Raw genomic sequence first — 11,760 nt, 5'->3', positions numbered from 1 at the left:
ATATCTATAGGATAAAAGAAATAACGCTCGAAGCCAACACGTTTCATAGCGTTTTGTGCCTTGAGCGAAGCGAAAGGAATGGATATAATTATGAAAAAAACGTTTAGTATAAAATTATTACAGTTTGCCATGTATGCAAAAACCATAATTTTAGTTTTATTATCATTATTAATAGTCATAGCTGTAGCTACAAAGGCGGAGGCTGGGTTTTTATATGGGATTAAAGAGGGTTTGCAAAATCAAATTGGAACAATATCTCCAGAAAATGTAGCAAGGTATTTAGGACAAATGTTCTTTATGGTATTATTTCCAATAATCACAATGATTTTTTTAAGAAAAAGATCGTATAAAGGCGTAATCATATGTTTAGTACTACAATTATTCAGTAATATGAAGAATCCTTTACATAGTATAATGATGCTTATTTTATTAATAAGCATAATAGTTAGCAAGAACACAAAAAATTATTTTGCATGTGAGAGTGTCAAATAGACATTTGAATATTAGGGATAGATAAACAGCTTGAATAATTAAAATAATGCTGTTCATAATGGAAGGGGACAAAATATGACTTTTATAGATGAGAAAATAGCGGCTTTAAAACAAACAAAGAGAATATTACAAGAAGAGGAAAATCAAAGTAAGGATATGGAAATAAAAGATGATGAAAAAAAGCAATTGTCTTTAGAGGAGGTTGTAGAATGTATTGAAGATGGTTATTTAGAGATGGAGAATAGAAAAATCCATTTCAAAAGAGGAATCTATTTAGATGGAAAAATCAGTATACCAATGATAGAAAACTATTTTGAAGAAGTAGCAAATGATGATAAAACTTTGGCATTTAAAAATGAAATAGACGGTGTAAGTTTTACGTGTAGCTATATGAAAGAAAATATTTTAGACATGAGCTTTGATGCATTTAAAAAAGGCATGGAAAAGAATTTTAAACAGATGGATTTATATCTTGAGTGGATAGACGAAGGAGAAATTAAAAAAGAAGATATCTTTTTAAACTATGGCATATTCAAAACACCAACAGCCAAAGGATATATCTACAATGTAATCTTTTTTAGTAAAGATCATACCAATACACAATTGATCCTAGGCAATTTCAATTGTTTTTACAAAGATATAAACATATGGGAAAAAGTGATCAAAGGGCTGATTCATTTATTGGAAATTAAGATGTAACTTTATGTTACAAATCTAGTGTACGAGGGGGAGGAGTTTATATGAGTATCGAAGCAATATCATATGAAAATATAAGGATCTCTACATATGAAATGGAATATATAAAAGAATTAAAAATAACCAATAGTATTAATGAACATGGAAATTTGGAACTAACAGGAATATTGGTTCATGAAAGAAAAGACGAAGATATACATTTAACGGAGAAAAATACACCTATAGAAGTATACTACCAAAAATATGATGAGAAAGTATCACTATTTCATGGGGTTATTACGAAAATAAAAATAGAAGTAGTAGAACAAGTGCATAACATCTACATCAAAGCAAAAAGTTATACCTACCTTATGGACACTACAAAAAAGTACCGCTCTTTTCAAGATAAAAATATGACCTCTCATGATCTCATCAGAGAAGTGATGAAGGAATATAGCCCATCTGATTATAAGATGCAAATTCCAAATGTACCGATAGGTCAATTAGTGCTACAATACGCTGAAACAGATTGGGTATTTTTAAGAAGGTTTGTTTCTAAGTTTTATGCTGGATTATTCCCAGCGATAGAACTTCAAAATATCCATTATTATATAGGAACGCCAGATATTTTTGTAGATACAGCAAATAAAATGAATAACTATACCATCTATAAAGATTTAGATCTATACGAGTATATGCAAAAAAATCATATTAAGGATGTAAAAGAAATAGACTTTACTGTTTATGAAATAGAAAGTTTTGAAATATTAAAACTTGGCAATCATATAAAATTTTTAGGGCATGATTTTTATATCAGTGAAGTACAGCATGATTTAAAAGAAGGAATTATTCATAACAAATATAAAATACAACTCAAAAATGGATTAAGACAAAGAAGACTATACAATAAAAACATCATGGGTGTATCCGTAGATGGAATGATTTTAGAAGTACAAAGAGATCAGGTAAAAGTACATCTTCACATAGATATGACCCAAGAAAAATCAAAAGCTTATTGGTTTCCTTACTCTACCATGGCTGCATCTCCTGATGGAAGTGGTTGGTATTGCATGCCAGAGATTGGAGATCAGGTAAGAGTATATTTTCCAACAAAAGATGAAAAAGATTCCTTTGCTGTCAGTGCTGTAAGTGGATATGTACCAAAGAAAACGAATAAAAAAGATCGAATGGGCAATCCAGATGTGAAATATTTAAGAACAGTACATGATAAAGAAGTAAGATTTACACCCAGTGGTATTCTCATATCCTGTGACAGTGGGCAAGCTTCAATCAAATTAAATAAAGATGGAAGCATCAGTATTATAGGACAAAATAGTATTCATGTAAATGCAGTAGAAAATATCGATATCCGAGCAGAAAAAACATTGACCATGACAGCTAATGAAAAGATTGATCTTATGTGTGATAAAGGTGGCAAGATTGAATTTACAGAAGCGGGTGAGATTTTAGTAAAAGGAACAGAAGTGAAAAATAATTAAGGGGGAGAGATTTTATGACAAGAGAAGAAGCCCTTATAGATTTTGAAGAAGCGGTGAAGGAATTACTACAAAAATATGAAGAAGGTTTTCATGAAGATGTACGTAAAAATCAAAGCTTATTTAAAGATACCGTAATAGATCATTTGAAAAGTATCTGTGAAAAGGTATGTCATTTTCAAAAGGCGCATGAAGCGTATAAAGTAAAGTATTTTCAGTTTTCAATCCTTCGAACAAGTATTGTAAATAAAACCTATACCATTTACTTAAATACATACAATCAATCTTGGTATTTAGATGATGATACCCAATACATAGAAATAGACCTATCATTTTTATTCAAATCATTAGAAGAACTACAAAGAAAGCTTTATGAAAAAAGCAAACCCTATATAGGGAAAATCAATAAAAGTGATATAGAAAAAATTATTTTAAGACAAGCCATAGAGTATAACCAGTATATAGCACATATAGCAAGATTGATGCTACAAAATATAGACGAAGAAGATTGGTTTGAAAAAGTACAAAAGCCAGATGTTTATTGTATCAGATGGGGAGCGTATCAAGATCAAAGTGAGTTGATTTTCCAAATGGATACCAATAAAAAAACAACCAATGATTTTTTAGAAGTACTAAAATTAACAAATGATGAAGCCAATAAAGATGCATTAGTATATACAGTTTTTAAAGACAGTGAAATACTAGATACCCTTTGCATAGAGAAAAATATGATGTTTGCAAACTTTAAAGGTAGCACCATAAATGATTGTAGCTTCAAACAAAGTATGTTGTTAGGAGCAAATTTCAAAAATACTATCCTTAAAAATGTAAACTTTTATAAAAGTAATCTAAGAGGTGCAACATTTGTAGGCGCCACCTTTAAAGATATATCCTTTGAAAATGCTCAATTAGAGGGGGCTATGTTTTTAAGAGAAGATGTTCCATTTTTACACCTATCCCCATCTCAGCTTCAAGACATCTATATCGAGGGGGAATGGTGATGAAATATTTTATCATGAAACAAGAAAAGCAAATAGGGAATTTAATAAAGCTACGAGATTTTAAAGGGAATAAGCATATAACATTTACTAAAGACCAGGAAAATAAATTAAATGACGTTTCTACCCTGTTTGTGACAGGAAATCAAGATAGTGTGTATACGGATTTCATAGAAAATCCTTTATTTTTAATATCGGATGAATTAAAAAAAATATTTGAAATATATGAGCATACTTTACTTTATAAAACAGTAGTACTATCAAATATACAAGAAAAAGTACAAAAGGTATACCATATGGTATTAACAGATAAAATAGATTGCCTTAGTGATCAAACAACCTTTTATAAAAATGGTTGGGAAAAGGATATAGTACTGGATAAAGACAAATTACAAAATCATAATATATTTCAAATCGAAGGGACTACAGGAGAATACTTAATCGTTGTCCTAGACATGGCAGAAAGTATTTTAAGAAGAGATTTTGTAGGCATGAGTTTTGAAGAAATAGAGGTGATATGATGAGTGATGTTAGATATGTAGTGCATGGTGCAGAAATAAAATGTTCTTGCGGACTTAGAACAAGTAAAATAGTTCTTCCAGAAAGTCATGGTGAATTTATACATGATATTCCACAACTAAATGTTGCAGATAGTAAACCAAATATTAATATTTTACCTTTTGGGGGCTGTACGAGTTCAGAGAATCCATCTGTTAGGGGAAAAGGTAGAATAAGGAGTTTTATAGAGAAAATTATAGACTTTTTCTGCAGAAAGTCAGAAGAAGAAATGAATAAAGAGATGGCAGGAAAAAGTGCAGGACAATGTACACCAATCATAAATATGCCATGGATCGGGGGAAAAAAGGATGTATTAATAGAAGATCAAAAGGCATTATTAAATACATGTACACTTACTTGCATATATGGGGGCAGAATAACAATAACCCATTCTGGACAAAGGGTGTAATAAGGGGGAGAGGGTGTGTTAGTTACTTATAAAGGATTTAAAATAGACTTGCCATATGATATTTTGCAAGTAGAATATATGGCATTAGAACAGAAGATCAATGAACATATCCGTCTAAATTTAAAGGTTTTAGTAGAAGAAGATAAAATACTTGAATATATCAATCAACCGGTAATAGGCACCAAAGTTGTGGTAAAGGAATACAACAGACACATAAAGAGGGAAGTTCCCATTTTTCAAGGGAAAATTATTAATGTAAAGATGGATTATCATGGAAAACTTCATGTATTAGAACTTTCATGTATATCTTTTACCCAGGACTTTGATATTAAAAAAAATAGTCGTACATTTTGTGACTTAGATCTTACCTATAAAGAAGTTATAAAGAATGTATTATCAACCTATCCTAAAAAAGACTTTCAAGATATGGTAACAAAAAATCAAAAGATCGATCATTTTTTACTCCAGTATGAAGAAACAGACTGGGCTTTTATTAAAAGGCTTGCAACCCACTTTGAAGCATTGTTATTACCCGATGCAGGTGCAAATTTTGGAAGGATGTACTTTGGATTACCAAGACTAAATAATAACATAGAGATTCATAAAAAAGATTATATTATTTCAAAAGACCTAGAAAAATACAACAAAGATATAAATATCTCCAGAGAAAAGCTTATGACACAAGACTATACATCTTGGGAAATTGAAACGAATATAAGACTTTATTTAGGAGAAGAAGTCATATTTAACAATGTAAGATGTCAAGTGACAGGAGTATTTATACATACCTATAAAGAAGATATTAAGTATGTATATAAGCTCCAAGTATATAAAGGTGTACGAAGTATATATACTACAAATCCGAAAATATTTGGCATGTCTCTTCCTTCTATTGTGAAAGAAAGAAGGGGAAATAGTGTAAGAGTACATTTTCAAATAGATGATACTTATATAAAAAGACCCAATAATAAGTTTTTCACCTATGCACTTGAGAGCAGTGCTTGGTATTGTATGCCTGTAGAAGAAAGTAAAGTACACATTTATTTTCCAACAAATGATGAGAAAGATGCTATTGCAATTCATGCGGTAAGAATAGCAGGAAGTAATGAAAAATACCACCATAGAACAATTAATCCTGATCATAAGTCATTTTCAAATACCACAGGAAGTGAGATGAAAATCACACCAAAGGATATAAGCTTTGCAGTAGATGATGCAAAGGCGATTAGTATGATGCTCAAAAAAAGCGGTGATATAAATATTAAAGGAAAAAACATTACACTAAAAGCGGCTAATAATATAAACTTTGGGGTAAGAGAACTTCCACCAGATGTTGAGGGAGAGCCAGTAAGACCTAAAAACATAAAAATGTCTGCAAAAGAAAACTTTATCATTACAAGAAATAAAGACATTGGTCATAGTATTAATATGACAGATGAAACTCATATAAAAGGGAATTTTGTAAAAATAAATGCCACACCAGAAAAGTTGTCTAGCAAACAAGAATCATTATCTGAGGAAAGTGCCCAAAATGATAAAGAACTAATAGCAGAGCATAATGAAAAATCAAAAGATAAATTGAGTCGTGATGAAGTGAAATTAGGTTTTGGTACCATGGCAATGACAATAGGAGGAGTAGCTCTTTCTACTGGATCAAAAGTACTTCTTAAAAAGTTAAAATAATCAGTAAATAGTTAAACGGACAATTAATAGTACGAAACTTTGTTTGTCTTTTTATGTACTATTGTATAAATGGAGCAAGTTATAGGGTGACTATTATCTTGTTTCATTGTTTTTTCTAAAATCTTTTTAAATATATAAGGAGTTTGAGAAATCATGCTAAAACTACGAACTGTAAAAAAGATAAGAATCCTATACTTTATATGCATAATAATGCTAGTGGCTGTATTGATATCTGGTTGTATAGGAGAGCCTACAGAAAAGGAAAAAGAGGAATACAGACAAGAAATGATAGCGTATCTGAATGAGAAATATGATGAAGAATTTGTTATAGTAAATCAGGATTTTCATTCAAATGAAAATGGTGCATGGGGATACCAATATAAAATTCATCCAAAAGACCGTCCAGAAGTAGTATTTGAGATGAACAACAGAATGTATGATGGGTATGTAAGTACAGCTTGGGAAAAAGAATTTGAAAAAATTATAACACCTGTTATAAAAAAATCATTTGGAGAAGATGTTGATTTTTATATAGACATATCTATTCCAGATATATTGTATGAAGAAAAAATAAGGGGAAAAATACCTACCTTTGAGGAAGCATTAAAGCTGTATCATGAGGATTTTAAGAAGGATTCAACAAGTAGAATTTTAATATCTTGTGCACGGTTTAAAGACTTATCTCAACAAAATGTATTAGAGGAAGCGAAATATATATTACCCATTATTGAGTATATAGAAGAAAATTTTGATATTAGATACTCTCTATATGTAGACTACTATGATGAATCTTTTGAAAAGATATCAAGACCTTATATTGATAGATATGGAGTAGAAGGATTTGATAATGCAGGAAGAATATATTATCCTGAGAAGCATAAAAACTATGATGAGGGCTATGAAAAAGAAAGTATATGTGGGTTTGGTTTTGTTAAAAAATATTTTTTACAAGTAAATGATTCAGAAGATTTAATTCAATATTTTGTTAGAGAAGTAGGTAAACCAATTTTTAAAACGGATGAAGCAATGACAACAGAAAAAAGTCATCAATGATGTGCATAAAGGGGGAAGTAAGATATGGGTAGTATAACCGATAAAGAGTACCTAATTTTATCTCAATTAGCATATACCAATCTTAAAAATAAGGACATTGGAGATTCTCAACATAAATCACTAGCAGACATTCCTTATGCTGAAAGACTAGAGGAAACAAAAAAATTACAACGTGTACCTAAAAACAAGAGAGACAAAGAAGTGTCTCAATTTAATGAGGATTTTAAAGCTATGATCAAAGCCGATGATGACCGTAAGGATGCGAGCAAAGAATATTGGGAATGTGGAAATATATCTGATTGGGAGGCGTTTGAGAAATCATGCTGAAACTACGAACTGTAAAAAAGATAAGAATCCTATACTTTATATGCATAATAATGCTAGTGGCTGTATTGATATCTGGTTGTATAGGAGAGCCTACAGAAAAGGAAAAAGAGGAATACAGACAAGAGATGATAGCGTATCTGAATGAGAAATATGATGAAGAATTTGTTATAGTAAATCAGGATTTTCATTCAAATGAAAATGGTGCATGGGGATACCACTGTAAAATTTATCCGAAAGACCGTCCAGAAGTAGTATTTGAGATGAACAACAGAATGTATGATGGGTATGTAAGTACAGCTTGGGAAAAAGAATTTGAAAAAATTATAACACCTGTTATAAAAAAATCATTTGGAGAAGATGTTGATTTTTATATAGACATATCTATTCCAGATATATTGTATGAAGAAAAAATAAGGGGAAAAATACCTACCTTTGAGGAAGCATTAAAGCTGTATCATGAAGATTTTAAGAAGGATTCAACAAGTAGCATTATGATATCTGGCGTCAGGTTCAAAGACTTATCCCAACAAAATGTATTAGAGGAAGCAAAATGTTTTTTACCAGTTATTGAGTATATAGAAGAAAACTTTGGTATTAAATATTGTCTATTTATAGACTACTATGACGAGTCTTTTGAAAAATTATCAAGGCTTTATATTGATAGATATGGAGTACTAGGATTTAAGAATGCAGGAAGAATCTATTATCCAGAGAAGCATAAAAACTATGATGATGGTTATGAAAAAGAAATTAAATGTGGGTTTGATTTTGTTAAGAAATACTTTTTACAAGTAAATGATTCAGAAGATTTAATTCGATATTTTGTAAAAGAAGTAGGTAAACCAATTTTTAAAAAGGATGAAGTATTGCCAACAGAAAGCAGTCATCAATGATATGCATAAAAGGGGGGTTAAGCCATGGGAAGTATAACAGATAAAGAGTATCTAATTTTATCTCAATTATCATACATCAATCTTAAAGATGGTGATATTAATAAATCTCAAAATGAATCATTAGTAGACATTACTTATTCTGAAAGACTAGAAGAAACCAAAAAATTACAACGTGTACCTAAAAACAAGAGAGACAAAGAAGTGGCTCAATTTAATAAGGATTTTAAAGCTATGATCAAAGCAGATGATGATCGTAAGGATGCGAGCAAAGAATATTGGGAACGTGGAAATATGTCTGATTGGGAGGCGTTTGAGAAATCATGGTGAAACTACGAACTGTAAAAAAGAGAAGATTTCTATACTTTATATGCATAATAATGCTAGTGGCTGTATTCATATCTGGTTGTATAGGAGAACCTACAGAAAAGGAAAAAGAGGAATACAGACAAGAAATGATAGCGTATCTGAATGAGAAATATGATGAAGAATTTGTTATAGTAAATCAGGATTTTTATTCAAATGAAAATGGTGCATGGGGATACCAATATAAAATTCATCCAAAAGACCGTCCAGAAGTAGTATTTGAGCTGAACAACAGTTTGTATGATGGGTATGTAAGTACAGCTTGGGAAAAAGAATTTGAAAAAATCATAACACCTGTTATAAAAAAATCATTTGGAGAAGATGTTGATTTTTATATAGACATATCTATCCCAGATATATTGTATGAAGAAAAAATAAGGGGAAAAATACCTACCTTTGAGGAAGCATTAAAGCTGTACCATGAAGATTTTAAGAAGGATTCAACAAGTAGAATTCTAATATATTGTGCACAATTTAAAGATTTATGTCAAGAAAATGTACTAGACGAATCAAAGTGTATTTTACCAGTTATTGAGTATATAGAAGAAAACTTTGATATGAGATACTCTCTATATGTAGATTATCATGATGAATCTTTTGAAAAGATATCAAGACCTTACATTGATAAATATGGAGTGAGAGCATTTATAAATCAAAGCATAATAGATTATCATGATGAAGAATATGAAAAAGAAAGCAAATGTGAGTTTGGGTTTGCTAAGAAATATTTTTTACAAGTAAAGGATGAAAAAGATTTAATTCAATATTTTGTTAGAGAAGTAGGTAAACCAATTTTTAAAACGGATGAAGCATTGCTAATAAAAAACAGCCATCAATGATATGCATAAAGGGGGAATTAAGCCATGGGTAGTATAACAGATAAAGAGTATCTAATTTTATCTCAATTAGCATATAGCAATCTTGAAAAGGGTGATATTAAATATTCTAAAGATGAATCACTTGCAGACATTCATTATTCTGAAAGGCTAAAGAAAACTAAAAAATTACAAGGGGTACCTAAAAACAAGAGAGACAAAGAAGTGGCTCAATTTAATAAGGATTTTAAAGCTATGATCAAAGCAGATGATGATAGTGAGGATGCGAGCAAAGAATATTGGAAACGTGGAAATATGTCTGATTGGGAAATGATTGATTATACGAATGGAAATTGGGATAAAGACACGCCGGAGGCCAAAAACAATTATGGAACGAAAGAGTATGAAAGCGGAATGTGTTGTACAGTTTATAGAAAAAAGTCTACACAAGAAGTAGTATTTGCATTTCGTGGAACAGAACCTGGGCATCCACAGAAAACAGGTCCAGCGTCAAAGGATTTAATAACAGATGGTGCAATAGCAGATATGCCTATTGATGCTATGCTTAATGTAGCTGATGATATTAAGAATATAAAGATTTCTGATAAAAACTTTTTAAAAAAAACCGATGAGTTGTTAGATCAATTAAGTGAAATCGATAAAAAACATAGAGATAAAATATTCAATAGTAGCCCTCAACAGATGCTAGATGCTGAGGATTGGGTTGACAAAGTAATAAAGAAAAATAAGTTGAATTATGACAAAATATCATTTTCAGGACATTCATTAGGTGGTGGAATTTCACAGTATATGGCATATAAAAAAGCAGATCACAATGTAAGATCAGTAACTTTTAATGCCCCTGGTATATTGCCTATAATTAAAGATGACGCTAATTCTAAGCCTATAAAAGAATATAATATGACAAACTTTGTTGATGAAAATGAGATGATAGGTAATTCACTATATAGTCTGGGTGAAACGGTATATGTAAAGGGTGCGATTTCCAAATCTATTAAAGAATATATGGACAAGAATGAAAAGAACTATCTAAACAAAATAAAAGATTTAGAATCCTATAAGAAAACATATCCTGTTTCATTACCTGGGTATAGTAGCTTTAATTATAGTCCTTTTACAACATTCAATCCAGCATCTAATAAAGAGATACCAATAGATATTCCATATTATGACATATCACAATTAAACTGTGATATAGAAGAAACAATGAAAAATAAATTTTCACAAATGGGAGACTATGTAAAACTGTATTGTGAGGGACTTAAAAGTTTGGAATCTCATTCTATGACGACATTTTTTGACAACATCGGTAAGGATGATGCGATAACAGTGAATCTGGTCGATAGTAGTATTGAAAATAATGTGCTAGATGGGCTTTATGAACTGGTTTTTCGTGATTGTTTTGCTAAAATCAAACAATATACAAGATTAGGATACGATATAGGGAGTGAATCAATAAATAAAATTAAAGATATTAAAGATAGTATAAAAAGTATATATGAATTATATAATTTTTTGAACGATTGGCTTAAGAAATCTTGTGATGAAATTAAATATGGAGCAGTCACTATTTTAGAGGATATATCTAAATTTACTTTTTATGAAGATAAAATAACAGTACAAGAAGCTGTTTTTGGTGATCCCAATAAGCGAATAGATGAATTTAACATAGAGGAATTCAATATAGGCGAATTTAATAAATGCAGGAATTAGTAATGGATTAAGGAACTGTGGTTTTTTAGAAGTCATTGTAAATGTAGCAACAACAAGCCTATACATATAAGCTACACCAATAGTAATTTGTACGGATGAACATAAGGAGAGCTTTTATAAAAAAATATTTTTTTATAAAAAGATAGAAATGAAAATATTGTAAAAGAATTGAGTAGTCACAGAAACTAATGTATAAAATTTAATTTTTATGCAATCCATTAAAAATCTATAAATTTTATCATTAGAGCTCATTTATATATGAAA

13 protein-coding genes are annotated in these 11,760 nt (G+C 30.2%); all 13 read left to right on the top strand.

The window, feature by feature from the left end; translation table 11 throughout:
• Positions 1–90: 90 nt before the first annotated feature.
• Positions 91–492, top strand: coding sequence for a hypothetical protein (locus tag EV214_RS18065; RefSeq protein ID WP_165916468.1), 402 nt, complete (start codon positions 91–93; stop codon positions 490–492).
• A gap of 75 nt (positions 493–567) precedes the next feature.
• Entirely contained in the window at positions 568–1,191 is a 624-nt protein-coding gene (locus EV214_RS18060) for a hypothetical protein (protein ID WP_132248332.1), read from the top strand.
• A 41-nt stretch (positions 1,192–1,232) separates the two neighbouring features.
• Positions 1,233–2,666, top strand: coding sequence for a contractile injection system protein, VgrG/Pvc8 family (locus EV214_RS18055; protein ID WP_132248330.1), 1,434 nt, complete (start codon positions 1,233–1,235; stop codon positions 2,664–2,666).
• A gap of 14 nt (positions 2,667–2,680) precedes the next feature.
• Complete coding sequence (locus tag EV214_RS18050; protein ID WP_132248328.1) at positions 2,681–3,664, top strand: pentapeptide repeat-containing protein; 984 nt, start codon at positions 2,681–2,683, stop codon at positions 3,662–3,664.
• On the top strand, positions 3,664–4,182 hold the full coding sequence (locus tag EV214_RS18045) for an imm11 family protein (protein ID WP_132248326.1): 519 nt from the start codon (positions 3,664–3,666) through the stop codon (positions 4,180–4,182). Before EV214_RS18050 ends, EV214_RS18045 begins: the two co-directional genes overlap by 1 nt.
• Entirely contained in the window at positions 4,182–4,628 is a 447-nt protein-coding gene (locus EV214_RS18040) for a DUF4280 domain-containing protein (protein ID WP_165916467.1), read from the top strand. Before EV214_RS18045 ends, EV214_RS18040 begins: the two co-directional genes overlap by 1 nt.
• Before the next feature lie 15 nt (positions 4,629–4,643).
• Positions 4,644–6,311 carry a type VI secretion system Vgr family protein gene (locus EV214_RS18035; protein WP_132248322.1) on the top strand — a complete coding sequence of 556 codons (1,668 nt, stop codon included), beginning with the start codon at positions 4,644–4,646 and terminating at the stop codon, positions 6,309–6,311.
• Between the two features lie 153 nt (positions 6,312–6,464).
• On the top strand, positions 6,465–7,364 hold the full coding sequence (locus EV214_RS18030; RefSeq protein WP_132248320.1) for a hypothetical protein: 900 nt from the start codon (positions 6,465–6,467) through the stop codon (positions 7,362–7,364).
• A gap of 24 nt (positions 7,365–7,388) precedes the next feature.
• A complete protein-coding gene (locus EV214_RS18025) occupies positions 7,389–7,691 on the top strand; it encodes a hypothetical protein (RefSeq protein ID WP_132248318.1) in 303 nt (100 codons plus the stop codon).
• Complete coding sequence (locus EV214_RS18020) at positions 7,685–8,584, top strand: hypothetical protein (RefSeq protein ID WP_132248316.1); 900 nt, start codon at positions 7,685–7,687, stop codon at positions 8,582–8,584. Before EV214_RS18025 ends, EV214_RS18020 begins: the two co-directional genes overlap by 7 nt.
• A 24-nt stretch (positions 8,585–8,608) precedes the next feature.
• Entirely contained in the window at positions 8,609–8,911 is a 303-nt protein-coding gene (locus tag EV214_RS18015) for a hypothetical protein (RefSeq protein ID WP_132248314.1), read from the top strand.
• On the top strand, positions 8,905–9,786 hold the full coding sequence (locus EV214_RS18010) for a hypothetical protein (RefSeq protein ID WP_165916466.1): 882 nt from the start codon (positions 8,905–8,907) through the stop codon (positions 9,784–9,786). Before EV214_RS18015 ends, EV214_RS18010 begins: the two co-directional genes overlap by 7 nt.
• A 24-nt stretch (positions 9,787–9,810) precedes the next feature.
• Positions 9,811–11,496 (top strand): alpha/beta fold hydrolase, encoded by a 1,686-nt coding sequence (locus EV214_RS18005; protein ID WP_132248310.1) that lies wholly within the window; start codon positions 9,811–9,813, stop codon positions 11,494–11,496.
• The last annotated feature ends 264 nt before the right edge of the window (positions 11,497–11,760 follow it).

The sequence above is a fragment of the Marinisporobacter balticus genome, from assembly GCF_004345705.1.
Lineage (GTDB): Bacteria > Bacillota > Clostridia > Peptostreptococcales > Thermotaleaceae > Marinisporobacter > Marinisporobacter balticus.
Note: the sequence above shows the minus strand (reverse complement) of the source record. Positions and strands in the feature narration are given on the sequence as shown.

What these genes read in the sequence shown, in the direction of transcription:
- EV214_RS18065 (WP_165916468.1), top strand. Translation starts at nt 91, where the DNA reads ATGAAAAAAACGTTTAGTATAAAATTATTACAGTTTGCCATGTATGCA.
- EV214_RS18060 (WP_132248332.1), top strand. Translation starts at nt 568, where the DNA reads ATGACTTTTATAGATGAGAAAATAGCGGCTTTAAAACAAACAAAGAGA.
- EV214_RS18055 (WP_132248330.1), top strand. Translation starts at nt 1,233, where the DNA reads ATGAGTATCGAAGCAATATCATATGAAAATATAAGGATCTCTACATAT.
- EV214_RS18050 (WP_132248328.1), top strand. Translation starts at nt 2,681, where the DNA reads ATGACAAGAGAAGAAGCCCTTATAGATTTTGAAGAAGCGGTGAAGGAA.
- EV214_RS18045 (WP_132248326.1), top strand. Translation starts at nt 3,664, where the DNA reads ATGAAATATTTTATCATGAAACAAGAAAAGCAAATAGGGAATTTAATA.
- EV214_RS18040 (WP_165916467.1), top strand. Translation starts at nt 4,182, where the DNA reads ATGAGTGATGTTAGATATGTAGTGCATGGTGCAGAAATAAAATGTTCT.
- EV214_RS18030 (WP_132248320.1), top strand. Translation starts at nt 6,465, where the DNA reads ATGCTAAAACTACGAACTGTAAAAAAGATAAGAATCCTATACTTTATA.
- EV214_RS18025 (WP_132248318.1), top strand. Translation starts at nt 7,389, where the DNA reads ATGGGTAGTATAACCGATAAAGAGTACCTAATTTTATCTCAATTAGCA.
- EV214_RS18020 (WP_132248316.1), top strand. Translation starts at nt 7,685, where the DNA reads ATGCTGAAACTACGAACTGTAAAAAAGATAAGAATCCTATACTTTATA.
- EV214_RS18015 (WP_132248314.1), top strand. Translation starts at nt 8,609, where the DNA reads ATGGGAAGTATAACAGATAAAGAGTATCTAATTTTATCTCAATTATCA.
- EV214_RS18010 (WP_165916466.1), top strand. Translation starts at nt 8,905, where the DNA reads ATGGTGAAACTACGAACTGTAAAAAAGAGAAGATTTCTATACTTTATA.
- EV214_RS18005 (WP_132248310.1), top strand. Translation starts at nt 9,811, where the DNA reads ATGGGTAGTATAACAGATAAAGAGTATCTAATTTTATCTCAATTAGCA.